The sequence below is a fragment of the Pseudoalteromonas sp. G5_S1_14_S5 genome, from assembly GCF_054968605.1.
Window position 1 is genome coordinate 24,220 of record NZ_JBQKUM010000003.1, and the last position, 26,684, is coordinate 50,903.

Consider the following 26,684-nt stretch of genomic DNA (forward strand, 5'->3'; position numbering starts at 1 on the left):
TTTAACAAAAGATATGTGTATAAACCAGTGTAGTAATACGACTCGGTTCCTTACCGACCTTACACTCAAACAAATGAAATATTGTACACCGGCTCACTCGTTCTATATCGCTACCCAAATGACGACCTTTCTTCGTCGTACACTTAAAACAGCCTAATTCTATCTTTGGCTAAGCATTCTTCTAGACCAGAGAGACTGACGGCAGCATGCTTCCTCTGTATTCTCTCACCCTTTATCGCTATACTCCTACCCTACAATTTTTCGCCCAATAACGAATAAGAGTTGAAGACATGCAAGAGTTAGTTCCATTTATTCAAGAAAATATGATTTTAGCCATCGTATGGATCGGCTTGGTCGTTGCCATCATTGCGAACGTAATCAAAACATCAAACGCAGCCTACAAAGAGATCACCGCAGCGCAAACTACACAACTGATTAACCGTGAGAACGGCGTTGTGGTTGATATTCGTACGAAAGATGAGTTCAAAAAGGGCCATATTACTGACGCACTTCACATTTTGCCGTCAGACATTAAATCAAATAACCTAGGTAGCCTTGAAAGCCGTAAAGCTGACCCAATTATCGTAGTATGCAAGACAGGTCAAACCGCTCAAGAAAGCGCTAACTTGCTGGTTAAAGCGGGCTTCGAAAACGTAAGCGTGCTGAAAAGCGGCCTAGTAGCTTGGAGCGAAGCTAACTTACCTCTGGTTAAAGCTAAGAAATAGTAAAGGGCAAAAGTAATCTGACCTGGTAAACTAACTTTCGGGTTTTGTTCAACAAATATGATGAACAAAACCTTCTGTAAATTTTTAAGGACAAGAAAATGGCTGAAGCAGCACAACAAGACGCACAACAAAACTTCGCAATCCAACGCATCTTCCTAAAAGACGTATCTTTCGAAGCGCCAAACTCTCCAGACATGTTTCAAAAAGAGTGGAACCCAGATGTAAAACTGGATCTAGATACTCAAAGCCGTGAACTTGGCCAAGGCGTTTACGAAGTCATTCTTCGTCTAACAGTAACGGTTAAAAACGCAGACGAAACGGCATTCCTTTGTGAAGTTCAACAAGGTGGTATCTTCTCTGCAAGCGAAATGGAGGCGGGCCAACTAGCACATTGCCTAGGCGCATTCTGCCCGAATATCCTATTCCCATACGCTCGTGAAACAATCTCTAGCCTAGTGGTTAAAGGTACGTTCCCACAACTGAACCTAGCACCTGTAAACTTCGATGCTTTGTTCATGAACTACCTACAGAGCCAAGCTCAGCAAGCTGAAGGCGAGCAGGCTTAATTCTCAAAGTAGAACTTAATTCTAACGATTCAAACGTTAGTTACCTTTTAAATGCACATCGTAACTTCTGCGATGTGCATTTTTCTTTACACTGTATTGAGATAGAAAGCCTTCTAATTTGGTAGGAAGCTTTTCCTGAACTCTCCGATTTTCCTCATTATTTTTAGGTGGAAGCATGACAGACACAACTCACCCGACTCACACGACAAGCGCTTTTGGTCAAGACAGCGTTTACGGCAAAGATATCGCAATGACTGTCATTGGCGCTGGTTCTTACGGGACCTCTTTAGCTATATCTCTCGCGCGTAACGGTGCAAATGTTGTTCTTTGGGGGCATGACCCTATCCACATGGCCCGCCTTGAATCAGAGCGCGCTAACAATGCATTTCTTCTTAATATCGATTTCCCAGAAAGTCTGATCATCGAGTCGAACCTTGAGAAAGCGGTGACAGCAAGCCGTGACCTGCTAGTCGTCGTTCCTAGCCACGTGTTTGGCACCGTTTTAAATAGTCTAAAGCCTCATTTATCAGAGAATTCTCGCATCTGCTGGGCAACGAAAGGGTTAGAGCCGGAAACAGGTCGCCTACTCAAAGATGTCGCACACGATGTACTTGGTGACAATTACTCGCTAGCGGTTCTATCCGGCCCTACTTTCGCCAAAGAGCTTGCGATGGGTATGCCGACAGCAATTTCAGTCGCGTCACCAGATGAGACCTTCTTAGAAGAGCTGCAAGACAAGATTCACTGTGGAAAAACATTCCGCGTATATGCAAACTCAGATTTCATTGGTATGCAGCTTGGTGGTGCAGTTAAAAACGTTATCGCGATTGGCGCTGGCATGTCGGATGGTATTGGCTTCGGTGCTAATGCACGTACAGCCTTAATTACCCGTGGCTTAGCTGAGATGAGCCGACTAGGTACAGCTCTTGGTGCACAACCAGAGACCTTTATGGGTATGGCGGGACTTGGTGACCTAGTACTGACATGTACCGACAACCAATCGCGTAACCGTCGCTTTGGTTTAGCGTTAGGTTCCGGTAAAGATGTTGATACCGCCCAAGAAGAGATTGGCCAGGTAGTAGAAGGTTATCGCAACACTAAAGAAGTTTGGTTACTATCAGAACGTATGGGCGTTGAGATGCCAATTGTTGAACAAATTTACCAAGTGTTGTACCAAGGAAAGGATGCACACTTAGCTGCGCAAGATCTGCTTGCTAGAGATAAAAAATCAGAAAGATAAAAGAGCAGGTGCGGGATTCGAGAAATCGAGATGCGAAGAGAATAAAAGCAGATACGAAATTCGAGTATACGAGATGCGAAAAGAAGAAGGGCAATAGAGCATTTAATGAGGGCAGCTTTCGTTACTCGCTTCCTCTCTTATAGCTCTTCGAAACTCTCATCTCGTCACTCGCATCGCCCTGATAAAGAATGGATGGAAAAATGAAACACTGTGAACAACAAAAAGTTTGGCAATGCATTGTAAAAGAAGCTCGACAGCAGTCTGAGCAGGAACCTATGCTTGCGAGTTTTTACCATGCCACGATTATCAACCATGAAAGTCTAGGGGCTGCACTCAGCTATATTCTTGCCAACAAGCTAAAAACGGCTTCAATGCCAGCGATGGCAGTACGTGAAGTGGTTGAGCAAGCCTTTAAAGAAGATGACTCAATCATTGATGCGGCCGCTTGTGATATTTGCGCGACCGTGACACGCGACCCGGCAGTAGAGATGTATTCTATGCCATTGCTCTACCTCAAAGGCTATCACGCCCTGCAAGGTTATCGCGTCGCTAACTGGTTATGGAAGCAAGGACGAATTGCCCTCGCCACTTACCTGCAAAACCAAATCTCGGTCGCATGCCAAGTGGATATCCACCCTGCAGCGCGTATCGGCAAAGCAATTATGCTCGACCACGCAACGGGTATTGTTATCGGTGAAACGGCGGTGGTCGAAAACGACGTATCCATTCTTCAAGATGTTACTCTCGGCGGTACCGGTAAAGAAGGCGGTGATCGTCATCCTAAAATCCGTGAAGGCGTGATGATTGGTGCTGGTGCGAAAATACTCGGCAATATTGAAGTGGGTGAAGGCGCGAAGATTGGCTCTTGTTCTGTGGTACTACAAGCTGTACCACCACATACTACGGTCGCTGGTGTTCCCGCTAAGATTGTTGGTAAGCCCAAGACAGATAAGCCTTCTCTAGATATGGACCAAGGGTTCAATGGGCGTACTCAGAACTTTATTCATGGTGATGGGATATAAGAACAGATACGAGTAAACGAGATGAGAAGAGATTAAGAGCAGATGCGGGGTTCGAGTAACCGAGATGCGAAGGGCTTAAGCTCAAATTGCATGCTTTTGGTTTCTTTTCAAAAACAACGAATGGACTCGCTGTGAGTAGATCTCCAACTCGCTCGTTCCTCGCTCTTGAAGATGACGTCCTTTTAAACTTCGTCATTCCAGAACTGAGGGACGAAGTATCTGGAATCTCTATCTCCATGATAAATAGCTCTAAAAACTAGCAGTAATTTAATGAGTAGGCTGTAACTTAGATGACCAAAACAATGAAAAAAATTAGAGCGATAAGCGGCCTTGTTTTACTTTCTAGTGCGATGTTTTCTATCTCTACTCATGCCGCTTCCCAAGGTGAACTGAAGGGGGTGAAGAGTGAGATCTCTCGCCAGCAAAAGGTCCTCTCCTCACAGCAAAAAAAACTCGATAACCTACAAGCAAGTCTTAAGGAACAAGAGCTGTCTATTGCTGCACTGGAAAAAGCCATCCAAGACAGTAAAGTGCAGCTTAATACTGCGAATGCAAATATTGCTAGCTTAGATGCTAAGATCACAGCACTTACCGCTCAGAAAAAAAGTCATACCGATAAGTTGGAACAACTGGTTCAAACTTATTACATGGCAAGTCGCGCCAAAGCCTCATCTCACATTCTCAACACGGGTGTCGAAGAAGATCGTATCAGCCATTACTACCAACATCTTGCTAAAGCCCGCTCTGCAACAATCAAAACCATTGAACAAACACAACTAGAGTTAGAAGGAAGCCATAAACAACGCCAACTTGAACAAGAGCAGATCGCAACTCTGTTAAAGCAACAAACAACAAAACGCGATAAGTTAACCCAGACTCAAACGCAGCGTAAGAAAACCGTTGGCAGTATTAAGAAGAACATCTCAGGTGATAAAAATTACTTAGCCGAGCTGCAGCGCAATGAGACTCGCCTCAAAGCGGAGATCGCCAAAGCAGAAAAAGCCGCTCGAGAAAGACGTAACACGGTGCCTATGGATGGCTTAGCAAAGCGGAAAGGAAAGCTGCCTTGGCCAATCAAAGGAAAAGTTCTGCATAACTACGGTTCACGCCAAACCGGGCAAGTTAACTGGAAAGGGATGGTGATCAATGCCAAATATGGTCAGCAAGTTAAATCTGTTTACTCAGGCACCGTTGTTTTTGCTGAGTATCTGCGTGGCTATGGCTTAGTAGTCCTTCTTGATCACGGTAAAGGTGACATGACGCTTTATGGCTTTAACCAAGCACTACTCAAGAAGGAAGGCGATAAAGTTAAAGCCGGTGAAGCGATTGCCCTTGCTGGTGATACTGGTGGTCAAACCCGCCCATCCCTATATTTTGAAATCCGCAGAAACAGCCAAGCTCAAAACCCTAAGAGTTGGTTGGTTAGGTAAAAGCAGATACGGAATGCGACTAACCGAGATGCGAAGAGCTCAAAAGCAGATACGGGATTCGAGTAACCGAAATTAGAAATACAAATTAACTCGTTGAAAAGATCTGTATTCGCATTTCTCAGACTTCGTCATTCCAGAATTGAGGTACGAAATATCTGGAATCTCATATGGTATTGCAAGCCTCAAGGATAACGAGAGATTCCCTATCACGCTCGTCCCTCGCTGTAGGGAATGACGTTGCTACACACATACCACGACTAGAGCCTTCCCTACTCTTGGAATCTCGAATCTCGCTTACTCGTATCTTTCTATTTAGAGTTCAACGCCCTGACACCATCTTCCAATAATGTCAGCTGTTCACAACCTTGGTCAGTCGCAATCGGTTTAACGGTCGCGATCATCTGCAGCATACCTTGGTGAACCACCTGTTCCGTTATTTGCGCTTTTGGAGACATCGCAGACTGGTAAGCCAACCAACCCGATGCGATCAAGTGAAGAGAGGTCACCATAGACTTCATCTCTGAATCTGTCGCTTTAAGCAAGTTCAATTCAACAAAAGCTCTCATGATATCGACAAGATTCGTTTGTAATCTCTCTTGCACAGCCATGTAATCGAGGTGAAGCTGTTCGTCACGAGACAAGATTTCAGGAAGGTTTGCGTAGAAGAATCGGTACTTCCACATCAGAGTGAAAATCGAATCTAAATAGTGCTTTAGTAGTGTGAGGCTCTCTTTCTGACCTTGGATTGGAGTAAATCTTTCAAGTAACTCGGTAGAATAGAGGGTAAAAATATCACGGACAATTTCTTGCTTGTTACGAAAGTGGTAGTAGAGATTACCTGGGCTGATCTCGATATGGTCAGCAATATGATTGGTCGTAATACTACGCTCACCATGCTCATTAAAAAGCTCTAAGGCAGCGTAAACAATCTTGTCACGTGTTTTCATTATTTATTAGTATCCCTATCCGTTTAGTGGTTCAGTATATCGCCACTAAACAGATAGATCGAGCTGTTAACATCTGGTCTAATTAGCACTAGCTAAAATAGAACCAAATCAATCACTGCCAAACAGATCTCGAGTGTAAACCTTGTCTGCAACATCTGCGATCTCTTCAACCATTCTGTTAGAAACAATCACATCGGATACCGCTTTGAATTCCTCAATGTCAGAATAGACTTTCGAATTTAAGAAGTGCTCTTCTTTTAGTACCGGCTCAAACACAACCACTTCGATACCCTTAGCCTTTAAGCGCTTCATAATGCCTTGAATTGAAGAGGCACGGAAGTTGTCCGAACCAGCCTTCATGTTCAAACGGTAAATGCCAACCACTTTAGGGGAACGCTTGATGATTGAATCCGCAATAAAGTCTTTGCGGGTGCGGTTAGCATCAACAATGGCACCGACAATGTTGTTTGGTACATCTTGGTAGTTAGCTAACAGCTGCTTGGTATCTTTCGGTAGACAATAGCCACCATAACCAAACGAAGGATTGTTGTAGTGATTACCAATTCGAGGATCTAAGCCTACTCCCTCTATGATCTGGCGAGAATCCAAGCCATGTGCTTCCGCGTAAGAGTCAAGTTCATTGAAATATGCAACACGCATTGCTAGGTATGTATTAGAGAAAAGTTTTACGGCTTCCGCTTCCGTCGAGTTGGTGAACAAAACATCGATATTCTCTTTTTCAGCACCTTCGACAAGCAGGTCTGCAAACACTTTCGCTCGTTCAGAGCACTCACCAACGATAATTCGAGAAGGGTTCAAATTATCGTGTAACGCTTTACCTTCGCGCAAAAATTCAGGGGAGAAGATGATATTCTCGCAGTTCAGTTCTTGTTTGATGCGTTCGGTGTAGCCAACAGGTACCGTTGATTTGATGACCATCACAGCTTTAGGATTTACAGCCATTACATCTTTGATAACCGACTCAACGGAGCTGGTATCAAAGTAGTTGTTTTTAGGATCATAATCGGTAGGCGTTGCAATGATGACAAACTCGGCACCTTGATACACTGATTTATCGGTCGTTGCCCTGAAGTTCAGTGCTTTATTTGCCAGAAAATGTTCTATTTCAACATCAACAATAGGCGATTGCTTATTGTTAAGCATCGTCACTTTTTCATTGATGATATCCACCGCGATCACTTCATGATGCTGAGCTAACAACATCGCATTTGAGAGACCTACATACCCTGTACCGGCTACTGCAATCTTCATGATAATACCTATAGTTTTGAGCAATTAACTCAACAAAATTTATAACTTAGCTTGCCGTATCATACTCCGGTTGGGGAATTATTCCACTAGCCCGCCTTATCCATTCCTTGCTATACTGGTGATAGTTTTGTATTCAAAAGAGTTAGAGAATTATGATTATCGTAACCGGTGGTGCTGGCATGATTGGCAGCAATATTGTTAAGGCGCTTAACGAAGCGGGCCACAACGATATTCTAGTCGTCGACAACTTAAAAGACGGTAAGAAGTTTAAAAACCTTGTCGACTTAGACATCACAGATTATATGGATCGTGATGACTTTCTAACTCAAGTGATGGCTGGCGATGACTTCGGTCATATTGAAGCAATTTTCCACGAGGGTGCATGCTCTGCGACTACTGAGTGGGATGGTAAGTACATGATGCTTAACAACTATGAGTACTCAAAAGAACTGCTTCATTACTGTGTTGAACGTGAAATTCCATTTTTATATGCCTCTTCTGCTGCGACATACGGTGAAACAGATACGTTCATTGAAGAGCGCGAATACGAAGGTGCATTGAACGTATATGGCTACTCAAAACAACAGTTTGATAACTACGTTCGTCGCTTAACGGCGGATGCAGCAGCGCACAATGAGACACTTTCACAAATCGTAGGCTTTAGATACTTCAATGTTTATGGCCCGCGAGAACAACACAAAGGCAGCATGGCATCCGTTGCCTTCCACCTGAACAACCAAATGAACGCTGGCGAAAATCCAAAACTGTTTGCAGGCAGCGAGACCTTTAAGCGCGATTTTGTTTATGTTGGTGATGTGGCAGCCGTTAACCTCTGGTTCTTAGAAAATGGCGCTTCTGGTATTTTTAACCTTGGTACCGGCAATGCAGAGTCATTTGAAGAAGTAGCAAAAGCGGTCATCAAACATCATGGCAAGGGAGAAATTGAAACCATCCCCTTCCCAGACCACTTAAAAGGCGCTTATCAAGAGTTCACTCAGGCTGACTTAACTAAACTACGTAATACAGGTTGTGATATTGAATTTAAATCTGTCGCCGACGGTGTTGCTGAATACATGAAGCTTATTAACTCATAATAAGTAAGCAAATACTAATTTAGTGATGGACTCTCTTGATGGGGCCGTCACTGAAAAAATATAATCATTTCCTGAATCGCGAGCTATTAGCCCGTTTCCCTTATAAAAATGTAGTGTATTGATGACCACACAACGCAATGACTTTGACCCAAAAGCATACAGCCCTAAATTTGAATGGGGCTTTTTAGCACCGAAGTACTGGGGCACTTGGATCGCAGTACTTCTATCTTCGTTAGTTAGCTTTTTGCCTAATCGCATTCGTTTAACTCTAGCTAAGTTTATGGCTAAACAGGCCGTGAAAATCAAAAATAAAGCTAACCGTCGTGCTCGTGTAAACCTTGAGATGTGCTTTCCTGAGCAGTCAATAGCAGAGCGCGAAATAGTCCTTTATAAGTCATACGTTACATCCATCTCATTTTTGATGGGCTTTGCATCCCTAACTCTTAAAAACAAAGATTGGTTAGAGAGCAATACGTCAATTAACGGCCTGAGTAACCTAACCGATATTACAGACAGTGGTGAGAATGTTATCTTGTTGGTGCCGCACACATGGGCTATTGATATCCCAGCAGTATTGCTCGCGTCACGTAACCTTCCAGTATCTGCGATGGCAAAAGCTCAGAAAAACAAGCTCAGTGACTGGTTGATGCACCGTCAGCGCGTACAATACGGCGGCCGAGTTTATGACCGTAGTGGTGGTATAAAGCCTTTCATTAAGTCTGTAAGGGATGGTTACCTAGGTTATTATCTCCCGGATGAAGATCTTGGTCGCGAGCATAGTGTCTTCGTTGATTTTTTTGCTACACAAAAAGCAACCATTTCAGGTCTTGGTCGTTTATCTAAACTGAGCAAGGCAAAGATTGTCCCACTATTCGCTCAATATGATAGCAACACAGGTCAATACTCATTAGACTTCTACCCCGCTTTACCCTTTCCGACTGGAAGCGAAGAGCAGGACGCACGCATGATGAATCAATGTATTGAAGATTATGTGAGTAAAAAACCTGAGCAATATATGTGGATCTTAAGGTTACTTAAGACTCGCCCAGACAGTAATGTAAATCCTTATAATAGCTAGTGTGTAATAATTATAATGAATCTTATCAAACGTAACTTATCCATATTTTTATTACTGCCTTATTTTATTGCAGTAACAGGTATGCTTGTATTAGATGGTGGTGATAAAAAAATCATCCCATTTATTATGCTGAGTATATTAATTAGTACATATTTGTATAAAAAAGAACTAATCATTAAAAAACTAAAAAATCCATTTATATGTTTATTATCTCTATTATGTATATATACAATATTTAGTTACTACTACCATGGGTCAAGCTCTAGAGAAATAAGAGCGTTGCTTGGTGCGACATTGTTTCTTTTATTTTTCCCATATCAAATCCTTACTAAAAAAGCGATTCAATGGATAATTTTAGCAGGTAGTTTTACTGTATGCGTCAATAGCATCTATTTCAATATTTATATAGGTATAGACCGTTCTGCTGGCTATATAAACCCGATACCCTACGCAACAGCGTGCGCCTTGATATCCATAATTGCTTTCTCTTTATTACTAGATACTAGCTCTTTAAAGGGAAAAATACTTCCTTTGGTCGCTTTTTTGCTGTCACTTCCACCGATTATCCTGAGTGAGACTCGAGGTATCTGGTTAGCGTTCAGTTTGAGTATCTTTTTTATATTCATTGCTAAATGCATTAAGAACCCGCCTTCAAAAAGGAATGTATTACTTGCCATTATATTCACAGCGATTCTAACTTCTACTGGCGCCTTCTTGTTTAAAGAGAAGATAAACGAGAGATATAACCAAACCATCTATGAAGCCAAAAAGATTCAATCAGGCGATTATAGCACCTCAGTTGGACTTAGGTTACAAATGTGGATGTTGGCACCAGAACTCATAACACAAAAACCAATACTAGGGCACGGAAAAGAACAACGGGAGATATTAAAAGATAAGTTAGAGCATGGTGAAATATCTAGAGCGCTATATCGCTATGCTTCAGCTCACTACCACAATCAATTTTTAGATAAAATGGTTAAGTCTGGGGTTGTAGGCCTGACACTTTTAATGGTGCTTCTACTTTATCCTCTAATGAGAGTAAAAAAATTGCCATCACTCGATACATATATAGTGATTGGTTTAGTTAGTCTATTTTTCATTGCGGGTTTAACTGATGTTCCTTTTAATCATTCTCAGACCATAATATTATATTTGTTCTTTATTACCCCTATTTGCTCAAGATGTAAGAGAGTTACCAATGACTAAAATATTTGTCATAAATTTAGAATCTTCCACAGATAGAAAAGAAAACATTAGTCGTCAACTAGATGAACTGTCTCTTCCTTTTGAGTTATTTTCTGCGATAGATGGCCGAACATCTCCTCCTCACCCGTTACTTAAACGCTATAATGATGAATTAAGCCAAACATACAGAGCAAAAACACTTAACGCTGGTCAACTAGGATGCTATGCAAGTCACTTTTTACTCTGGGAAAAATGTATAGAGCTAAATCAGCCAATAATTGTTCTTGAAGACGATGCTTTGTTATTTAAAAAGACATTTTTAGATTTTTTACAAGATATTCCTGAACTACCTGAATCTATCGAATGTATTCGGTTATTTAATAATAAGCGTCGAAAGTTCGGTTCCTATTCTATATTTGAATGTTCATCGACCAGCATCCACAAATTTACAAAAGGGCACATGAGTACAACTGCTTATTACCTTACACCTGAAGGAGCGCATAAACTATTATTACACTCTAAGGAATGGTACATGGCAGTCGATATTTATATGGACCGTTTTTGGGAAAATGAAGTGGAATGCTACGGCACTGCAGCTCCTTGTTTAACGAACGATCCTAAGTTTGACTCTGAGATTGGCTATGTCAAGCGTACTAGTACCAGAAGTTTATTTAAGAAATGTAAGCGTGAATGGTTCAATTTAAACGAAACTATTCAGCGTCATCTGCATAATATAAAATTCAAAATCAGTATAAAAAAATAATGTAATTTATGAAGTTAGAAAACTTTGGTAGTGACATAGATATATTTATGCGGCTTCAACGAACAGCTCAGCATATCGATTAAGCATTGGATCTTTTCATTGAAAGCAGGCTTTTTCCGTAGTTTCCGTTACACCATGTAAGAGCTCACCACGTTGCGCTAACACGCTTCCATAAGATGGCACAATGGGAGACTTTATTCGCCCAGAAGCATTAAAACGATCTCAAGATTGCGGTGATTTTTCCGATTTAATGGGGCTATTTACACCTTTGATGTTCAAAAGTTTATGGAGTATGGCGAAATTTGATACACGAATAAATCCTTCGCCTAGGTGAGGGAAAATCGAATTTCTGTTGATATTGACCAACGGTTAGACTTTGAGCTTGCCGGTTTTTTATGAACAAAGAGGGCTAAATAGCCCTCTTCACTCTATATTACTGCTTAAGCAACTTGTCAAAAAACTCCAGATGCTTCTTCACTGTTACTCGTGAACTAAAGCTTTCATCTAGGCGCTTCTTAGCCGCTTCACTCATGGTTGTGCACTTGGCCTTGTCTTGTGCGAGCTTGTCCATAGCCTCACCTAATGCTTTAGCGTCTCCCGTAGGAACAATATAACCCGTTTCACCATCCACAACGAGTTCAGGTGCTCCACCAGTAGTCGTGACTACAGAAGTAGTACCATTCGCCATTGCTTCTACAATGGTGCGCGGTAGCCCTTCTCCGCTGATCGATGGTTGAACTTGAAAGTCTGCCATACACATAATTGAAGGGATATCAGTTCGGTGGCCTATGTAATGAATTCGCTCACTCATCGGGCTCGCTTTCATCTCATCAAAGTGAGGCTCATAACCGCTCCCAGCTAAAATCAGGTGAAAGTTAGGTGCCGTAATGTGTTTGGTCGCTTCAAGCAAAACGGATATACCTTTACTTGGCCTTACGTGCGCTGCTGTAATCGCAACAACATCCTCTTCACTCAAACCAAATTCAGAGCGCTCAGTTGGTGGTACCTTGTACCAATCCAACTCGTGTCCTTTGTATATGGTAACAACGTTATCTTTGTCCTTCCAAACACGTTTCACTACATCCTGTCGAACTGCTTCAGACACGCACACAATGCCATCTACTCGAGGATGGAGCTGAGTTAGGTAAGCACTTGGATCATGTCGATACAGCCCGCCAGTAGTACCTCGATAAACAACCAATTTAACGTCAAAACCAATACACGCAAATGCTGCATTGGGTATTGTCTTAGAGTTAAAAGCATAGCAGATGTCGTAATTGTGCGTTTTTAACTCATGACGGATCTTTTTAATGGTATCAAAGCAAATTTTACGTTTAGGATAGCCATCAACAACTCGGATGCCGTGCTCTTCTAACTTCGATACGTGCTCAGATTCTCTCTGAGTCATGATCGTCACTTGGTGCCCTTGACGAGCTAGCTCGATAAAAATCGCAGCTTCTGGACGCAAACTGTTCCATGCATGTAAATAAGATGCACAAACTAAAATCTTCATCTATTGGTCCCTATTTAGCTTGGTCTGTTGAACGGTCTTCTGAGCGGTTTTCAAGAATCCACAAACCGACGTATTTATTGAAGTTCACTTGAGCGTAAGTCATCGCCATAATGAAGCCGACACTGCCATCCATAAAGCCACGACGGATAATGTACACAAGGAAAAACGTCCACATCGCTCGGAGTAGAGCAAGGAATAAGCCGTATGATTTCTTACCTTTACGGTGATATTTTTGAGAACCAAGCCAAGCATATTGCGCCGCTTTATCTAAGCCGTGCCCATAATCTCGGTGAGTGTAGTGGAGCAAGTAGCCTTTCAGAGTGCCCGTCGTTCCTTGTTCTGGCACAACAGTTTCGTGCACTTCATCCAACGTATATCGAGAGCCCTCTCTTTTGAAGAGCCTCAACACAGCACGTGCACTGCGCCCATACTTAAGCGTTGTTCCATAGAGCGTCACTCCCCAAGGAAGTTTATAAGCAGTATGTTTGATTTGATCTTGTTTTAATAATTCAACAAGCGCCTTGCTCATTTCTGAGTCTAAAGCTTCATCCGCATCGATTGATAACACCCAATCACATGTCGCTTTATCTAGCGCTCGTTGCTTTTGCTTACCAAAGCCCGGCCAATCTGTGATGGTCACGTTGTCTGTGTATTTTTGGCATATCTCTACGGTTGCGTCCGTTGAACCGCTGTCTAACACAATTAGCTCATCGGCAATATCAACCACAGATTTAAGGCAAGTTTCAATTCGGTCTTCTTCATTCTTGGTAATAACAATGACAGACAGGGTATGTTTTCTCATTATTCAGCCCTAGAATTTCCAATAGTTTAATGATTTACGGATTTTAAAGTTACGAATCCAATTTTTTGGCTTTTTATCCTGCCAACTACTTTCTAGCACATCAGTAATAGCACTCAGAACTCTAGCTGAGGATTGACCGTCCAAATATGGCGTTATCGACGGACCATAATTCGCGATGGCTTTGTCTCTTGCTTCATCCGGTAGCATCGCTTGTTGAATTGCTGATTCCAGCTGCTCAGCTTGGGTAATATTGATGAAGCTCGCTTGAGGTTCTCGGTTATTTACCGTAACAACCGGCTTATTGAGCAACAAAAACTCCTGAAATATCGATGAGTTGTCACACACCATCACATCCGCACGATGCTGCATTTCAATCACTCGATCATTGTCGAAGAACAGAAGGTTATCGCCTGCCAACGCCTGGTATTTTTCTCGTGTTTCTTGCTTCATTTTAGGATGCAATGTCACTAGCCACTGCCACTGGCTCAGTTTGCTTAGGCGCTTAAGTTCTTCATAAACCAATTCAGCACAGGATAAACTTGGCGAAAAAGTGGAAGCGAATAGGATTTGAGGTCTATCAAAATGACGCTCACTGGCTTGGTAATTTAATAAACTATCTAGCTTCAACCATCCGGTCTCTTTGACTTGAAAATAGCCACGCTGCTTAGCTAACGGTTCCAACGAGTTGGTTCTTTCATGACCTTCTGTGCAATACAAGTCAAATAGACCACGCTCAGGATATAAGTTCCCTCGTTTACTCTCATTCAAACCGTGAAACACTTGTACCTTCAAACCTGGGATAAAAGCAGGAACGCGATCACCGGGTACTAAAACAGCAGAAGGGTTATAGGTGACAGCTTCTGTCAAAGACACGCGCTGCTCTTGCTCTAATAAGAGATGTTCAGAAGCATCATTACCAACGAGCAACCACTTTACGTCATGGCCAAGTTGTTTCGCGTAGTTATAAAATGGACGAAGGATCGCAAATGAATAGTTTTGCTCAACATAGAGCAAAAAACGATAGGATTGATCGGTTTGAATAAGCGATGAGATAGAGTTCACCATTTCCGTTTGAAAGTGTCACTAAGCTTTCAATTATAACGCTCTTTACTTTCGAGATTGAAGAAAATACTCTTCTGATTACTGATTTTACCCTCTGGTGTCACTGTTCTTATGCTCATACGACTTATATACACTCTTATATTGTCATTAGCCTCTCCTCTGCTCCTCTATGGGCTCTATAAAAGCAAACCCGGCAAACCCAGTTTCGGTAAGCGCTGGAAAGAACATTTCGGTATTACGCCGCAAACCCAAGGTAAAAGCCCGATCTGGATTCATGCGGTGTCGGTAGGTGAATTTATTGCTGCGATACCTATTATCAAGCAATTGAAGCAGCGAGACCCAAATCAAGCCATCATTGTTACCACGACAACCAGCACGGGTGCTGAACAAATAAACAAACTTGGTGGTTTGGTCGAGCATCGCTACATGCCGATTGATTTTTCTTGGTGTGTACGAGGCTTCCTTAAATCAGTAAAACCAAAGCAGATGTTGATTATGGAAACAGAGCTTTGGCCAAACACGTTACATTGCGTCGCGAAAGCTGGGATTCCTATTTCAGTACTCAACGCTCGTCTATCTGAACGTTCATGCCAGCGCTATGCCAAATTCCAACCCGTGTTTAACCTTCTCGCTAAAAAACTATCTCAGGTACTCTGCCAGTACCCTAGTGATGCGGAGCGTTTTGTTAGGCTAGGCCTAGATAAAGCATCTGTGCATGTGACAGGCTCTATCAAGTTTGATATTGAAGTCTCTGCTGAACAAGTTGAAAAAGGCAAAGCACTAAGGAAGCAAATAGGTTTTGAACGCGCTGTCTGGATTGCGGCTAGCACCCACCAAGGTGAAGACGATGTTGTTTTAGATGCTCATAGGCAACTTACAAAAGACAATCCGAATGCGCTACTGATCATCGTGCCTCGCCACCCCGAGCGATTCAACCAAGTGACAGAGCTCGCTAAGCGGCACGGCTTCAACACCGTCACTCGAACGGGTCAGCAAGCATTAACATCTGATGTTGAAGTCTATATCGCTGATACCATGGGCGAAATGTTGGTACTACTCGGCGGCGCTGATGTCTGTTTTATGGGTGGAAGCCTTGTTGGAGATAAAGTTGGGGGGCATAATCTGCTAGAACCAGCAGCTCTACAGCTACCCTTACTGAATGGCCCTAGCTATTTTAATTTTAGCGAGATCACCGACAAACTGCTTGAAGCTCAAGCTGTCACTATTTGCCAAAACAGCAATGAAATTGCAGGCCAACTCAAAGAGCTGTTCGCCCACCCGGATTTGTGTAAAGACAAGGGCTTAGCAGCTTATCAAGTGGTTGAGCAGAATCGAGGGGCGTTAGATAACACCTTACAATACATTATTGACTAGGGCGTGTTGATAGCCTGTTAAAAGAGACTCCCAATCCGATTCTTGCCATTGAATCTGGCGCTTGTTTACTTCTTTTAGAAATGAGCGCTTTAGGCGATTCAAGTTGCCTTCTTTCCAGTCATCACCCGCTTGCTGACCACACTTGTCAAAGTCAATAATCCACACCTTTTGTGAATCATCGAGCAGGATATTATGAATGTTGAGATCAGTGTGATTAACGCCAGCATCATGCATTTTACGTACCTCTTGACCAATTTTTTGATAAATGTCCGCACCTATCGGATTAGCTACCAAGACATCAACTAGATCTTTCGCATTGGGGATTCGTTCCGACATCAGATCTGCACGATAAAATAATCCGCTTTTCGTCGCCCGAGCGGCAATCGGCTTGGGTACATTCACACCTGTATTAGCTAATACATTAAGAACATTAAGCTCCATCGCGCAGCGCGTACTTTCCCAATCAGAAAATCGATATTGGTCTTCAACGAGTTTGCCAAATAGCCCACCACGGCGATAGTGACGCAACGCAGCTTGCAGTCCATCAAGTTGAATAAACCAGGTGGTACCGCGCCCCTGTGCACTCCCTGAAATAGCCTCACGTTGTTGCCAGTATTCTGCCTCAAAGATCTGAACCATTTCCCCCTCAGGCACTTGAGCCAGAAGTTCAGGGTCATACCAAATTGTTTGGTTCTTAGTGTTAATCGTTTCCATCTGTGAGGCCTTTGGGTCGCTTTTCGTCATTGCTATTTTACAACTAATGCGAGTATCTGCATAATTCTGATGTTATTCACTTTTTTCGGGCACTTTATGTCACTGTTCTCAACTGCACCTCAATCTCTTTGCATACTTCGCCTATCCGCGATTGGCGATGTTTGTCATGCTATTTCTGTGGTTCAAGCCATCCAGAAGCAGTGGCCTGAAACGAAAATCACCTGGATAACCGGAAAAATAGAAGCCATGCTGATCGGCGACCTGCCAGGTATTGAAGTCGTTGTTTTCGATAAGAAACAAGGCTTCAAAGGAATGCGTGAACTCTGGCGCCAATTGTCAGATCGAAAATTTGATGCACTGCTACACATGCAAGCCGCACTCAGAGCCAGCGTACTTTCCTGGGGAATAAAGGCGAAGTATAAGGTAGGATTTGGCAAAAACCGTACTCGTGAAATGCAATCACTCTTTACTAACCGCCACCTGCCTATTTCAGATAAGTTTCATGTGTTAGATAACTTTGCCGAATTTGCTCGCTACATTGGTGTACCCTTCGATAAACCCCTGTGGGATATTCCTTTAACACCGGAAGACGAAAAACTGGCCATCGACACCATGGCTGGAAAACAAACCTTGGTTATATCTCCTGCAGCAAGCAAAGATTCACGTAACTGGTTAACTGATCGATATGCCGCTATTGCCGATTATGCAGTAGAAAAAGGAATGCAAGTGGTACTGTGTGGCTCTCCTGCTCCACGAGAAATAAACCTTGGTAAAGACATCGAAGCGCTATGCCAAGCTCCTGTTATCAACTTAATTGGCAAAACTAACCTAAAGCAACTTACCGCCGTACTGAAACATGCGACCGTGGTAATCGCACCAGATACCGGCCCAGCACACCTAACAACGACACAATCAACACCTGTTATCGGGTTATACGCACACAGTGATCCTCGAAGAACAGGGCCCTATAATGACCTTGATATTGTGGTCAGTGTTTATCAACAGCACGTAGAGACGCAACAAGGGAAACCAGTTGAAGACCTTCCGTGGGGAACCCGAGCAAAAGGTGATGATTTAATGAAAGACATCACGCTCGACATGGTAAAGCAGACTCTCAACAAAGCCTTAAACTCGATTAAAACACCAAGTAAGGACAGCTAATATGACCACACACGTTATCTACCCAGGTACTTTCGATCCGGTAACCAATGGTCACCTCGATATTATCGTCCGTGCTGCAAACATGTTTGATCATATCACGGTGGGAGTAGCTGCGAGCCCAAGCAAAAAGACCATGTTTAAGCTAGATGAACGAGTCGAGCTGTTACGTGATGCTGTGTCTCACTTACCGAATGTATCTGTTGAAGGCTTTTCTGGTTTACTTGTCGACTTTGCCAAAGAGCAAAAAGCTAACGTATTGGTACGTGGCCTCAGAACAACTATGGATTTTGAGTACGAGTTCGGTCTCACTAGTATGTATCGCAAGCTCCTTCCCGGTCTTGAAAGTGTTTTCCTAACCCCTTCGGAAGAGTATGCCTTCCTATCTTCGACTATTGTTCGTGAAGTCGCGATACACGGTGGGGACATAAGTCAGTTTGTGCCACAGAAAGTTGCAGATGAAATCAAACTGAAGGCAGTGAAATAATCACATTTTATACAACACTATCAATTAACCTGCCTAAAAAGAGAACAACCATTACAAAAACTCAAAGTGAGTGGTAACATATGGCTCTTGTATATGAAAAAATACTGTTATGAAAGCATACTGCATTACATTAAAAGGCAATAATAGCCGACAAACTTCAACAACCAACGCTATTAAAAGCGTCCTCGCTGATTTTGATTTCTTTATAGGTGTAGATGCGCGCTCCGATGAAAATCCTCTGTTGGATAAAATTAAAGATAAAGCATTTTTGCACAATATGGGGAGACCGCATGCGATTGGAGAGGTTGGGTGTTATGCAAGCCACTACCTTGTGTGGCAAAAATGTATTGAACTCAATGAACCCATATTAGTCTTCGAAGATCATATTGCTCTTAACCCTGAACTCTTCCTTAATTCCTTAAGTATAACTAAGCAACATATCGAACAGTGTGGTTTTATTCGCCTGCAAGACAGTAAAAACAAATTATTTTACTCAGTTGAAAATCATAAGAATCAAAAACTTGTAAAATATTTAAAGGTACCTCAGGGAACAGCTTGCTATGCCATTGCTCCAGATGCAGCAAGAGCTTTTATCAAGCACAGTTCAACGTTCAAATACCCTGTTGATGTATTTTTGAGAAATACATGGATACACAAACAACCGATGTTTGGCGTTCTTCAGGCAGGCTTACAGCGAAGTCAGCAGCCTTCAATTATAGGTAATCGTAAGCATAAAGGCAGAAAAAACTACTTTGTCGCTATTATGAAGATCCTAAACAAAATAAAAAGCATGACACTCAATCTAGCGACGAATATTTACCATCTGTTTAGTTTAAGCATTGAATACAAGCCTAAATTGAATAGTAAAAAATAGCGCTCATTGAGCGCTATTTTTTTGTTATAAGAACTTAGACTTACAACGAGTAGTAAGCTTTATACCAATCCGCGAATGCTTTGGCGCCTTCTTGGATTTTAACTTGAGGCTTATAGCCTACTGCTTCAAACAGATCTTCAGTATCAGCGTAAGTCGCGTATACATCACCAGGTTGTATTGGCATGAAGTTCTTCTTCGCTTCGATGCCTAAAGCGGTTTCCAATGCTTCAACGTAATCCATCAATTTAACTGGGCTACCATGACCAATGTTGAATACACGATATGGTGCTGAGCTGGTTGCTGGTGAACCTTGCTCTACTGTCCAATCTGGCTGTTTTGCTGGAATGCGGTCTTGCACACGAATAATGCCTTCAACAATATCATCGATATAAGTGAAGTCGCGCATCATGTCGCCGTTGTTGTAAATGTCGATCTCTTTGCCCGCCACGATTAAGTTCGCAAACTTAAACATCGCCATATCTGGGCGGCTCCAAGGACCGTACACCGTAAAGAAGCGTAAACCCGTTGTCGGTACGTCGTATAGATGAGAATAGGTATGCGCCATTAGCTCATTCGATTTCTTAGTCGCAGCGTACAATGAAATCGGGTGGTCAACACTGTCTGCCGTGTGGAATGGCATTTTCTGGTTCAAGCCATATACCGAGCTTGATGAAGCATAAACTAAATGCTCGACCTTGTTATGGCGACAGCCTTCCAAAATCGCTAAGTGACCAACAAGGTTGCTGTCAGCATAAGCCATTGGATTATCGATTGAATAACGAACGCCAGCTTGCGCCGCTAGGTGGATAACGCGGTCAAATTTTTGCTGTGCGAAAAGCTCAGCGATGCCTTCTCTATCAGCGAGATCAAGCTCGATAAAGGTAAGGTTTTCATGTTCGATACGCTTGAGGCGATCATGTTTCAGAGAGACTTCGTAGTAGTCATTTAGGTTATCGATACCAATAACCTCATGCCCTGCCGCACATAGTCGCTCTGACACTGCAGATCCAATAAAACCAGCAACGCCAGTTACTAAATATTTCATTCTACTATTCTCAATTCGTATAATTATTACAATTGTAGCTACTCGCTAGCTTATCGACTAGCAATAAAAAGTGAACACGAGTTCAGATTTTCTATACTTGGCACTCTTCACAATAAAAAGTATTGCGCTGCCCGATTTTGAGCTCTTGAATCAGCGCTTCGCAGCTTGGGCACTTTTCACCTGCTTTACCATACACTTGCAGCTCTTGCGCAAAGTAACCTGGTTTACCGTCAGCCTGAGAGAAATCTTTCAGCGTCGTGCCACCTTGCTTGATAGCCGTCGCGAGCACTTGTTTGATCTCATCGGTTAGCAAGATCCATTCGGCTTTGGTGACCTTATTTGCTGATCGTAACGGGTGAATTTTTGCCGAGAACAGGGCTTCGTTGGCGTAGATATTCCCAACACCGACCACCACTTTATTGTCCATGATGAACTGCTTTACCGCGACTTTACGCTTTTCTGCCTTTTCAGCGATGTAGTCGGCATTAAAGTCGTCAGTTAATGGCTCAGGGCCAGAGCCTAGCAGCACTGAGTGGACTTCATCAGGCGCTGACCACAACCAAGCGCCAAAACGACGCGGATCGTTATAGCGCAGTACTTTACCGTTAGTCAGCTTGAGATCCACGTGATCGTGCTTTGCCGCCGGGAAATCGGCATCTAATACGCGCAGTGATCCAGACATTCCAAGATGAACAATTGCAGTACCTGTATCAGTTTCAATCAACAGGTACTTAGCACGACGTGAGATCGCACGAATCACCTGCCCTTCTAGCTTTTTAAGCTCTTGTGGGATATCCCAGCGCAGCTTTGGCGTACGAAAGGTCAGTGTCTTAATGGTCTCGCCGACTAAATGAGGCGAGATCCCCATGCGGCTTACTTCGACTTCGGGTAATTCAGGCATAATCTAATCGTCCGATGTTGAGGGATCGTCTTGGCTAAGACTTGGAAACAGGTAGCTCTCTTCAATAGATACCGCCAGCCACTGATCATTCCAGTTCTTTAGTAACCAAAACTCAGGCAGCTGATAGTAAGTAACGCGTTGCGGCTCTTCTTGGTCTTGATACCACACTTCTATGGTGTGCGGGGTAGTAAGCTGAGAAGTTAGGTCAGTATAGGTTTGCGAGTCAACCTCGGTGCCAACAAGTTGCTGCCAACGCTGAGCACGTTCTTGAGCGCTAATGCTTTGAGCTGAGGCAGAGCCTTTCAATTGATAGCTCCACTGACCATCTTCGAATACCAATGACCACTTAGTAAAGTGCAACGCTTGAAGCTCGGCTCCAGGATTTAACAGGTAGGGATAAGGACTACTAACCTGTTGCTCAGGTTCTGGCTCGATAAGATACGCTTTGATCAAAGTAGGAAGGTTGAGCACCCCAATAAAAGCGATCACGCTTAACATCAGTATGTTGTTCCACCTGCGTCCACGATATCTCATCTGATTCTGCCATCTAACCTGTTGAGTCTTCAGTATATCGTGAAAGTGGTGATACTTTCTATGTTGCTATTTGTACTGGCTAGATCCTTTGAATACTAAAGGAGGCATGAGCTGATCAAATTTTAGGTATAAAAAAACCCAGCGATTAAGCTGGGTTTTTCAATTCTTTCTTCTACTGAAGAAGAGCCAAAAAAGCATCAATTACTTGATTTTCGCTTCTTTGTACATAACGTGTTGGCGAACTACTGGATCAAACTTTTTGATCTCAAATTTGCCTGGCATGTTACGCTTGTTCTTATCAGTTGTGTAGAAGTGACCAGTACCTGCAGAAGATACTAGACGAATTTTCTCACGAATGCCTTTAGCCATTGCTTAATTCCTCTTAAACGTTTTCGCCACGTGCACGAATATCAACAAGAACAGCATCGATGCCTTTCTTATCAATGATACGCATGCCTTTAGCAGTTAGACGTAGTTTAACAAAACGTTTTTCGCTCTCTACCCAGAAACGATGAGTTTGTAGGTTCGGCAGAAAACGGCGCTTAGTAGCATTGCGTGCGTGTGAACGGTTGTTACCCGTTACTGGACGCTTACCAGTTACTTGGCATACTCGGGACATGAATGTCTTCTCCAATCGTTTCAGCTCGATATCAACCTTGGTGGCCGAACCTCTCTATCAATTAAAATAGAAGGTAAAAACCGTTATGGAAAATCCATACAAGGCTATCAAAGGTCGCGCATTATACTAACTTGACACGCATTGCTCAAGACCCGAACAGATCCTTTTTGCGGATTTCGTGATCTTTTTTTGTGCAGCGCAGCTTGCTTGAGTAATCAGAGCTGATTTTAGGTCTAAAAATGTGGGCAGAATGATAGCAGATTTAACGTAGTTAACAACCTAAAATGTGATTCAAATCCATCCGCGCTCAGCAAAAGAGACAACTTCACCGTCTCCGACCACAAAATGGTCGAGAATGCGAATATCCACCAGCGCTAAGGCATCGGTCAATCGACGGGTTATTCGTCTATCTGCTTGGCTTGGCTCTGCAATCCCCGAGGGGTGGTTATGTGCCAAAATGAGGGCGGCTGCATTATGGTGAAGCGCCCGCTTAACGACCTCTCTGGGGTAAACCGATGCAGCATCAATCGTCCCTTCAAACATCACTTCATCCTTTATTACTCTATTTTGATTATCAAGAAACAATATATAGAAGGCTTCTCTCTGGCGGTCGCGCAACATACTCGACAGATAAAGCTTAGTATGACTTGGACTAGTCAATGCATCGCCTCGAGATAAGGTCTCCGCGAGATAACGCTGTGTCATCTCCAGTACGGCTTGTAATTGAGCATACTTCGCTTGCCCCATTCCTTTATGAGCACAGAACTCAGCTTGTGTTGCTGAGAAAAGGTGCCTGAGTGAACCGAAGTCCTTGAGCAGCTTATCGGACAGCTCTAGAACGTTCATTCCTTGCGTGCCCGTTCGAAGAAAGATGGCTAGCAGCTCTGCATCACTCAAGGAATCAGGCCCTCGAGTAAGTAGTTTCTCTCTCGGCATCGATTCTGCGGGCATTTTATTTATCGGCATAGAAGAGCAAATCCATTGCTTATGAACATAACCCATCAGCGTAACCAGCGAGTATCCAGAGATCCTTTAATAGAGATAAAGTCAGCCGAGCCACCAACAAAACCGTGTAATTGATAAGTTTGATAACGCCAATTTGATGAGCGTCAAATCTGTTCAAGTTCTGCTTCTAGGCACTCATCCTTTGTTCTGATATCGTAAGTCGCAGAAAAATTAAGGAACAGAATCATGCAAACACAGGTTAATCCACTGAGTAACGCTGACCAACCAGGCCTAGCAGGGAAAAAAATTCTTCTTGGTATTAGTGGTGGTATCGCTGCTTACAAATGTGCCGAGCTGACTCGACGTTTGGTTGAACGTGGGGCACAAGTGCAGGTCGTTATGACCAATGCAGCCAAAGAGTTCATCACTCCACTGACCATGCAAGCGGTCTCGGGAAGGCCAGTGTCTGATAGTTTGCTTGATCCTGCTGCTGAAGCTTCAATGGGTCACATCGAACTCGCCAAATGGGCTGATTTAGTATTGTTAGCACCAGCGACTGCCGATCTTATTGCACGTATGACTGCAGGCATGGGCAACGACCTACTGACCACTTTAGTTTTAGCGACCGATGCGCCAGTTGCGGTATCGCCAGCAATGAACCAACAAATGTATAACCACCCTGCCACTCAAGAGAACATCGCGACACTAAAACGTCGTGGTTGTGAAATTTGGGGGCCAGCGTCAGGCGAACAAGCGTGTGGTGATGTTGGTATGGGCCGAATGTTAGAACCAATGCAGCTTGTACACTGCTGTGAAGACTTCTTCCAACCTAAACCACTTGCTGGCCGCTCTGTACTTATCACTGCAGGACCCACTCGTGAAGCCATTGACCCTGTTCGTTACATCACCAACCATAGCTCAGGCAAAATGGGCTATGCGCTAGCTGAGGCCGCGGCTAAGCAAGGCGCAATGGTCACTCTGGTGAGTGGTCCAGTATCGCTCGCTACTCCAGACAAAGTGACTCGCGTCGATGTCGATAGTGCTCAACAGATGTTTGATGCCGTTACTGCTCACGCCGCTCAACACGATGTTTTCATCAGCTGTGCTGCAGTTGCCGATTACCGCCCACAGACCATTGCAGACCAGAAACTTAAAAAAGTAGATGGCAAAGATGACATGACGATCCACATGGTGAAGAACCCAGATATCGTCGCTTCTGTCGCGGCAATGACTGAAGGCCGTCCATTTACAGTAGGGTTTGCGGCTGAAACGCAAGACGTTGAGAAATATGCTCGCGGTAAGCTAGAGCGAAAGAACCTTGATATGATTTGTGCTAATGATGTGTCTGTTGAAGGCCAGGGCTTCAATAGTAGCAGTAACGAATTGCACCTTTATTGGAAAGGTGGCGATAAATCTCTGCCATTGAATAGCAAAGACGCGCTTGGCTTCCAGATCCTTGAGCAGATCCAACTATTGCTAGAAAAGCATCACTAACTCACTGATTAGAGCAATATTGTCGGATAAATAGACAATTTTGAGCTGACAATCTGCTAACACCTCTCGATTCTGTTGACCTAGGGCTTACAAAACTAGGAAACAGAATTGAATGGTGTTTATAATCCTTCTTCACTCAATCCTCATCTTTAGGAAAGGAAGTAAATAGATGGCTGGTACTCGAAAATCAAACCGTCGTGAAGAAATCCTACAAGCTCTCGCACAAATGTTGGAATCGACCGAAGGTGCTTCTCGTATCACGACGGTAAAATTAGCCAAGCAAGTTGGCGTTTCTGAAGCTGCACTTTACCGCCACTTCCCTAGCAAAGCTCGTATGTTTGAAGGCCTTATCGAGTTTATTGAAGAAGCCTTGATGTCTCGAATCAACCGCATTCTGGATGAAGAGAAAGACACGCTAGAGCGCATACGCCTAGTACTGCAACTGATCTTAGTTTTCTCAGAACGTAACCCAGGTCTGACTCGAATTTTATCTGGCCATGCTCTAATGTTTGAAAACGAGCGCCTACGTGACCGCATCAATCAACTGTTCGAACGCATTGAGACTCAACTTCGCCAAATTCTGCGCGAGAGAAAGCTTCGTGAAGGGAAATCATTTCCGGTTGATGAGAAAATCTTAGCGGCACAATTGCTCGGCCAAGTTGAAGGCAGTCTGAATCGATTCGTGCGTTCTGACTTCAAATATCAACCGACAGAAAACTTCGATGCTTATTGGGCACTACTCAGCGCTCAGATTAAGTAGCAATCCAACTTTAAGTGATGGTTATGACGAAAACTTCTCCGACAAGCAGCACTGCACAACACGTTATTACTAAGCCGCCTTTTACGCTGGCACTGCTTCACCCTAAATATTGGGGAGTATGGTTCGGCTTTGGGCTGTTGGCACTTATTGTTAACGTTATCCCTTACCGCCTGTTATTACTGTTAGGCCGTTCATTGGGCACTTTAGGCGCCCGCTATGGTAAAAAGCGCGTCGCAGTTGCCACTCGTAATTTAGAGCTCGCTTTCCCAGAGAAGCCAGCAGATGAAGTCGCGGCGATGGTAAGCGAGAACTTTAAGAATACGGGTATGGCGCTGATCGAAACCGGCATTACGTGGTTCTGGCCAACGTGGCGCTTTAAGCGCATCTTAGTCGACAAAGACACTCAGATGCTGCGTACGCACAGAGCCAATGGCAAAGGTGTTCTTCTCTGCTGTGTGCATGCCTTGAACTTGGAGATCACTGCACGAGCAATGGCTGTACTCGGTATTCCTGGCTTAGGGGTTTATCGCCCACACAAAAACCCTGCTTATGAGTTTATCCAGTACCGTGGTCGTACCCAAAACGGCAACCGTCTCATTCATCGTAAAGATGTGAAGCGCATGATCCGAATCTTGCGTCAGGGGGAGATCCTTTTCTACCTTCCTGATCATGATTACGGCCGTAATAAGTCAGTGTTTGTGCCTTTCTTCGCCGTGCCTGATGCATGCACGACGACTGGGACTAGTATTCTGGCTTACACCAGCCGCTGCGCGATTGTTCCAGGTTCTGGCTTTAGAAACGACAACGGCAAATATGAAATCATGGCCGATGAGTCCATCGAAGACAACTATCCACAAAAAGATGAGAAAGCGGCAGCCGCTTACATGAATAGCTATCTAGAGAAAATCATCTTACGCGCACCAGAGCAGTGGATGTGGCTACACAAGCGTTTCAAAACTATGGAAGACCCAGAGGCTGAACGCGGTATTCGTTATAAGTAGAGTCGCCGCTATAAATAATATTCTGAACCAAGAGAAAAGGGGCTGATGATTCATCAGCCCCTTGTGCATTCTATAG

General features: G+C 43.5%; 28 protein-coding genes. 16 read left to right on the plus strand and 12 right to left on the minus strand.

Annotation, left to right across the window (positions count from 1 at the left end; translation table 11 throughout):
* Nucleotides 1-290 precede the first annotated feature (290 nt).
* The 5 genes from ACTRWI_RS01430 (at nt 291) to ACTRWI_RS01450 (ending at nt 4,983) form a co-directional block, all read left to right on the plus strand.
* Nucleotides 291-725, plus strand: a complete 435-nt coding sequence (locus ACTRWI_RS01430) for a rhodanese-like domain-containing protein (protein WP_499128775.1) — start codon at nt 291-293, stop codon at nt 723-725.
* 98 nt (nt 726-823) lie between these two features.
* Nucleotides 824-1,291: a protein-export chaperone SecB gene (gene secB / locus ACTRWI_RS01435; protein WP_499128777.1), complete on the plus strand. Its 468-nt coding sequence runs from the start codon at nt 824-826 to the stop codon at nt 1,289-1,291.
* A gap of 250 nt (nt 1,292-1,541) precedes the next feature.
* Nucleotides 1,542-2,531, plus strand: a complete 990-nt coding sequence (gene gpsA, locus ACTRWI_RS01440) for an NAD(P)H-dependent glycerol-3-phosphate dehydrogenase (protein ID WP_499128907.1) — start codon at nt 1,542-1,544, stop codon at nt 2,529-2,531.
* 200 nt (nt 2,532-2,731) lie between these two features.
* Nucleotides 2,732-3,553, plus strand: a complete 822-nt coding sequence (gene cysE / locus ACTRWI_RS01445) for a serine O-acetyltransferase (RefSeq protein WP_499128779.1) — start codon at nt 2,732-2,734, stop codon at nt 3,551-3,553.
* A 302-nt stretch (nt 3,554-3,855) separates the two neighbouring features.
* Complete coding sequence (locus ACTRWI_RS01450; protein WP_499128781.1) at nt 3,856-4,983, plus strand: murein hydrolase activator EnvC family protein; 1,128 nt, start codon at nt 3,856-3,858, stop codon at nt 4,981-4,983.
* Nucleotides 4,984-5,291: 308 nt separating this feature from the next.
* On the opposite strand, the gene ACTRWI_RS01455 is transcribed toward ACTRWI_RS01450, so the two are convergent.
* Together ACTRWI_RS01455 and ACTRWI_RS01460 are read right to left on the minus strand one after the other, a co-directional pair.
* Entirely contained in the window at nt 5,292-5,930 is a 639-nt protein-coding gene (locus tag ACTRWI_RS01455) for a TetR/AcrR family transcriptional regulator (RefSeq protein WP_499128783.1), read from the minus strand.
* Nucleotides 5,931-6,038: 108 nt separating this feature from the next.
* Entirely contained in the window at nt 6,039-7,202 is a 1,164-nt protein-coding gene (locus tag ACTRWI_RS01460; RefSeq protein ID WP_499128785.1) for a nucleotide sugar dehydrogenase, read from the minus strand.
* Nucleotides 7,203-7,354: 152 nt separating this feature from the next.
* Here ACTRWI_RS01460 and rfaD point away from each other — a divergent pair, with 152 nt between their 5' ends.
* The 4 genes from rfaD to ACTRWI_RS01480 all read left to right on the plus strand — a co-directional run bounded on the left by rfaD (nt 7,355) and on the right by ACTRWI_RS01480 (nt 11,325).
* The gene (gene rfaD / locus ACTRWI_RS01465; protein WP_499128787.1) at nt 7,355-8,296 is read left to right on the plus strand and encodes an ADP-glyceromanno-heptose 6-epimerase; all 942 of its coding nucleotides are present in this window, start codon (nt 7,355-7,357) and stop codon (nt 8,294-8,296) included.
* Between the two features lie 121 nt (nt 8,297-8,417).
* Nucleotides 8,418-9,374, plus strand: coding sequence for a lauroyl-Kdo(2)-lipid IV(A) myristoyltransferase (lpxM, locus tag ACTRWI_RS01470; protein WP_499128789.1), 957 nt, complete (start codon nt 8,418-8,420; stop codon nt 9,372-9,374).
* 15 nt (nt 9,375-9,389) lie between these two features.
* On the plus strand, nt 9,390-10,583 hold the full coding sequence (locus tag ACTRWI_RS01475; protein WP_499128791.1) for an O-antigen ligase family protein: 1,194 nt from the start codon (nt 9,390-9,392) through the stop codon (nt 10,581-10,583).
* Nucleotides 10,576-11,325 carry a glycosyltransferase family 25 protein gene (locus ACTRWI_RS01480; RefSeq protein WP_499128793.1) on the plus strand — a complete coding sequence of 250 codons (750 nt, stop codon included), beginning with the start codon at nt 10,576-10,578 and terminating at the stop codon, nt 11,323-11,325. Before ACTRWI_RS01475 ends, ACTRWI_RS01480 begins: the two co-directional genes overlap by 8 nt.
* A 433-nt stretch (nt 11,326-11,758) precedes the next feature.
* Here the strand turns inward: ACTRWI_RS01480 and ACTRWI_RS01485 are convergent, their stop codons facing one another.
* From ACTRWI_RS01485 to ACTRWI_RS01495, 3 genes are read right to left on the minus strand one after another with little or no spacing between them, the layout of a single operon-like run.
* The gene (locus ACTRWI_RS01485) at nt 11,759-12,838 is read right to left on the minus strand and encodes a glycosyltransferase family 4 protein (RefSeq protein WP_499128795.1); all 1,080 of its coding nucleotides are present in this window, start codon (nt 12,836-12,838) and stop codon (nt 11,759-11,761) included.
* Between the two features lie 10 nt (nt 12,839-12,848).
* A complete protein-coding gene (locus ACTRWI_RS01490) occupies nt 12,849-13,640 on the minus strand; it encodes a glycosyltransferase family 2 protein (protein ID WP_499128797.1) in 792 nt (263 codons plus the stop codon).
* 9 nt (nt 13,641-13,649) lie between these two features.
* Nucleotides 13,650-14,705, minus strand: coding sequence for a UDP-N-acetylglucosamine 2-epimerase (locus ACTRWI_RS01495; protein ID WP_499128800.1), 1,056 nt, complete (start codon nt 14,703-14,705; stop codon nt 13,650-13,652).
* Between the two features lie 138 nt (nt 14,706-14,843).
* Here ACTRWI_RS01495 and waaA point away from each other — a divergent pair, with 138 nt between their 5' ends.
* The gene (gene waaA / locus ACTRWI_RS01500; RefSeq protein ID WP_499128802.1) at nt 14,844-16,076 is read left to right on the plus strand and encodes a lipid IV(A) 3-deoxy-D-manno-octulosonic acid transferase; all 1,233 of its coding nucleotides are present in this window, start codon (nt 14,844-14,846) and stop codon (nt 16,074-16,076) included.
* Here the strand turns inward: waaA and ACTRWI_RS01505 are convergent.
* Entirely contained in the window at nt 16,056-16,790 is a 735-nt protein-coding gene (locus ACTRWI_RS01505; protein ID WP_499128804.1) for a 3-deoxy-D-manno-octulosonic acid kinase, read from the minus strand. The two genes, waaA and ACTRWI_RS01505, sit on opposite strands and share 21 nt — an antisense overlap.
* A gap of 96 nt (nt 16,791-16,886) precedes the next feature.
* Between ACTRWI_RS01505 and ACTRWI_RS01510 the strand changes: the two genes are divergently transcribed.
* The 3 genes from ACTRWI_RS01510 to ACTRWI_RS01520 all read left to right on the plus strand — a co-directional run bounded on the left by ACTRWI_RS01510 (nt 16,887) and on the right by ACTRWI_RS01520 (nt 19,309).
* A complete protein-coding gene (locus ACTRWI_RS01510; protein ID WP_499128805.1) occupies nt 16,887-17,951 on the plus strand; it encodes a glycosyltransferase family 9 protein in 1,065 nt (354 codons plus the stop codon).
* A 1-nt stretch (nt 17,952) separates the two neighbouring features.
* Nucleotides 17,953-18,435, plus strand: a complete 483-nt coding sequence (gene coaD, locus ACTRWI_RS01515; protein WP_499128806.1) for a pantetheine-phosphate adenylyltransferase — start codon at nt 17,953-17,955, stop codon at nt 18,433-18,435.
* A gap of 109 nt (nt 18,436-18,544) precedes the next feature.
* Nucleotides 18,545-19,309 (plus strand): glycosyltransferase family 25 protein, encoded by a 765-nt coding sequence (locus ACTRWI_RS01520; RefSeq protein ID WP_499128808.1) that lies wholly within the window; start codon nt 18,545-18,547, stop codon nt 19,307-19,309.
* 40 nt (nt 19,310-19,349) lie between these two features.
* Here the strand turns inward: ACTRWI_RS01520 and ACTRWI_RS01525 are convergent, their stop codons facing one another.
* The 6 genes from ACTRWI_RS01525 to radC all read right to left on the minus strand — a co-directional run bounded on the left by ACTRWI_RS01525 (nt 19,350) and on the right by radC (nt 23,374).
* Nucleotides 19,350-20,354, minus strand: a complete 1,005-nt coding sequence (locus ACTRWI_RS01525; protein WP_004741423.1) for an NAD-dependent epimerase — start codon at nt 20,352-20,354, stop codon at nt 19,350-19,352.
* A gap of 91 nt (nt 20,355-20,445) precedes the next feature.
* Nucleotides 20,446-21,255 carry a bifunctional DNA-formamidopyrimidine glycosylase/DNA-(apurinic or apyrimidinic site) lyase gene (mutM, locus tag ACTRWI_RS01530; RefSeq protein WP_373941939.1) on the minus strand — a complete coding sequence of 270 codons (810 nt, stop codon included), beginning with the start codon at nt 21,253-21,255 and terminating at the stop codon, nt 20,446-20,448.
* Between the two features lie 3 nt (nt 21,256-21,258).
* Nucleotides 21,259-21,753 (minus strand): hypothetical protein, encoded by a 495-nt coding sequence (locus ACTRWI_RS01535; protein WP_499128811.1) that lies wholly within the window; start codon nt 21,751-21,753, stop codon nt 21,259-21,261.
* Between the two features lie 237 nt (nt 21,754-21,990).
* Nucleotides 21,991-22,146, minus strand: coding sequence for a 50S ribosomal protein L33 (rpmG, locus tag ACTRWI_RS01540; protein WP_499128909.1), 156 nt, complete (start codon nt 22,144-22,146; stop codon nt 21,991-21,993).
* A 25-nt stretch (nt 22,147-22,171) separates the two neighbouring features.
* Nucleotides 22,172-22,408 (minus strand): 50S ribosomal protein L28, encoded by a 237-nt coding sequence (rpmB, locus tag ACTRWI_RS01545; RefSeq protein ID WP_004728407.1) that lies wholly within the window; start codon nt 22,406-22,408, stop codon nt 22,172-22,174.
* Between the two features lie 291 nt (nt 22,409-22,699).
* Nucleotides 22,700-23,374: a RadC family protein gene (gene radC / locus ACTRWI_RS01550; protein ID WP_499128910.1), complete on the minus strand. Its 675-nt coding sequence runs from the start codon at nt 23,372-23,374 to the stop codon at nt 22,700-22,702.
* Between the two features lie 225 nt (nt 23,375-23,599).
* On the opposite strand from radC, the gene coaBC reads away from it, so the two are divergent.
* From coaBC to lpxL, 3 genes are all read left to right on the plus strand, one after another.
* Nucleotides 23,600-24,847: a bifunctional phosphopantothenoylcysteine decarboxylase/phosphopantothenate--cysteine ligase CoaBC gene (gene coaBC / locus ACTRWI_RS01555; RefSeq protein WP_499128832.1), complete on the plus strand. Its 1,248-nt coding sequence runs from the start codon at nt 23,600-23,602 to the stop codon at nt 24,845-24,847.
* Between the two features lie 169 nt (nt 24,848-25,016).
* Nucleotides 25,017-25,607, plus strand: a complete 591-nt coding sequence (gene slmA, locus ACTRWI_RS01560; RefSeq protein WP_004741428.1) for a nucleoid occlusion factor SlmA — start codon at nt 25,017-25,019, stop codon at nt 25,605-25,607.
* Between the two features lie 23 nt (nt 25,608-25,630).
* On the plus strand, nt 25,631-26,608 hold the full coding sequence (gene lpxL, locus ACTRWI_RS01565) for an LpxL/LpxP family Kdo(2)-lipid IV(A) lauroyl/palmitoleoyl acyltransferase (protein ID WP_499128835.1): 978 nt from the start codon (nt 25,631-25,633) through the stop codon (nt 26,606-26,608).
* The last annotated feature ends 76 nt before the right edge of the window (nt 26,609-26,684 follow it).

Excerpts from the sequence above, each read along its gene's own strand:
- ACTRWI_RS01430 (WP_499128775.1), top strand. The coding sequence starts at position 291 with ATGCAAGAGTTAGTTCCATTTATTCAAGAAAATATGATTTTAGCCATC.
- secB (WP_499128777.1), top strand. The coding sequence starts at position 824 with ATGGCTGAAGCAGCACAACAAGACGCACAACAAAACTTCGCAATCCAA.
- gpsA (WP_499128907.1), top strand. The coding sequence starts at position 1,542 with ATGACTGTCATTGGCGCTGGTTCTTACGGGACCTCTTTAGCTATATCT.
- cysE (WP_499128779.1), top strand. The coding sequence starts at position 2,732 with ATGAAACACTGTGAACAACAAAAAGTTTGGCAATGCATTGTAAAAGAA.
- ACTRWI_RS01450 (WP_499128781.1), top strand. The coding sequence starts at position 3,856 with ATGAAAAAAATTAGAGCGATAAGCGGCCTTGTTTTACTTTCTAGTGCG.
- ACTRWI_RS01455 (WP_499128783.1), bottom strand. The coding sequence starts at position 5,930 with ATGAAAACACGTGACAAGATTGTTTACGCTGCCTTAGAGCTTTTTAAT.
- ACTRWI_RS01460 (WP_499128785.1), bottom strand. The coding sequence starts at position 7,202 with ATGAAGATTGCAGTAGCCGGTACAGGGTATGTAGGTCTCTCAAATGCG.
- rfaD (WP_499128787.1), top strand. The coding sequence starts at position 7,355 with ATGATTATCGTAACCGGTGGTGCTGGCATGATTGGCAGCAATATTGTT.
- lpxM (WP_499128789.1), top strand. The coding sequence starts at position 8,418 with ATGACCACACAACGCAATGACTTTGACCCAAAAGCATACAGCCCTAAA.
- ACTRWI_RS01475 (WP_499128791.1), top strand. The coding sequence starts at position 9,390 with ATGAATCTTATCAAACGTAACTTATCCATATTTTTATTACTGCCTTAT.
- ACTRWI_RS01480 (WP_499128793.1), top strand. The coding sequence starts at position 10,576 with ATGACTAAAATATTTGTCATAAATTTAGAATCTTCCACAGATAGAAAA.
- ACTRWI_RS01485 (WP_499128795.1), bottom strand. The coding sequence starts at position 12,838 with ATGAAGATTTTAGTTTGTGCATCTTATTTACATGCATGGAACAGTTTG.
- ACTRWI_RS01490 (WP_499128797.1), bottom strand. The coding sequence starts at position 13,640 with ATGAGAAAACATACCCTGTCTGTCATTGTTATTACCAAGAATGAAGAA.
- ACTRWI_RS01495 (WP_499128800.1), bottom strand. The coding sequence starts at position 14,705 with ATGGTGAACTCTATCTCATCGCTTATTCAAACCGATCAATCCTATCGT.
- ACTRWI_RS01505 (WP_499128804.1), bottom strand. The coding sequence starts at position 16,790 with ATGGAAACGATTAACACTAAGAACCAAACAATTTGGTATGACCCTGAA.
- ACTRWI_RS01510 (WP_499128805.1), top strand. The coding sequence starts at position 16,887 with ATGTCACTGTTCTCAACTGCACCTCAATCTCTTTGCATACTTCGCCTA.
- coaD (WP_499128806.1), top strand. The coding sequence starts at position 17,953 with ATGACCACACACGTTATCTACCCAGGTACTTTCGATCCGGTAACCAAT.
- ACTRWI_RS01520 (WP_499128808.1), top strand. The coding sequence starts at position 18,545 with ATGAAAGCATACTGCATTACATTAAAAGGCAATAATAGCCGACAAACT.
- ACTRWI_RS01525 (WP_004741423.1), bottom strand. The coding sequence starts at position 20,354 with ATGAAATATTTAGTAACTGGCGTTGCTGGTTTTATTGGATCTGCAGTG.
- mutM (WP_373941939.1), bottom strand. The coding sequence starts at position 21,255 with ATGCCTGAATTACCCGAAGTCGAAGTAAGCCGCATGGGGATCTCGCCT.
- ACTRWI_RS01535 (WP_499128811.1), bottom strand. The coding sequence starts at position 21,753 with ATGTTAAGCGTGATCGCTTTTATTGGGGTGCTCAACCTTCCTACTTTG.
- rpmB (WP_004728407.1), bottom strand. The coding sequence starts at position 22,408 with ATGTCCCGAGTATGCCAAGTAACTGGTAAGCGTCCAGTAACGGGTAAC.
- radC (WP_499128910.1), bottom strand. The coding sequence starts at position 23,374 with ATGCCGATAAATAAAATGCCCGCAGAATCGATGCCGAGAGAGAAACTA.
- coaBC (WP_499128832.1), top strand. The coding sequence starts at position 23,600 with ATGCAAACACAGGTTAATCCACTGAGTAACGCTGACCAACCAGGCCTA.
- slmA (WP_004741428.1), top strand. The coding sequence starts at position 25,017 with ATGGCTGGTACTCGAAAATCAAACCGTCGTGAAGAAATCCTACAAGCT.
- lpxL (WP_499128835.1), top strand. The coding sequence starts at position 25,631 with ATGACGAAAACTTCTCCGACAAGCAGCACTGCACAACACGTTATTACT.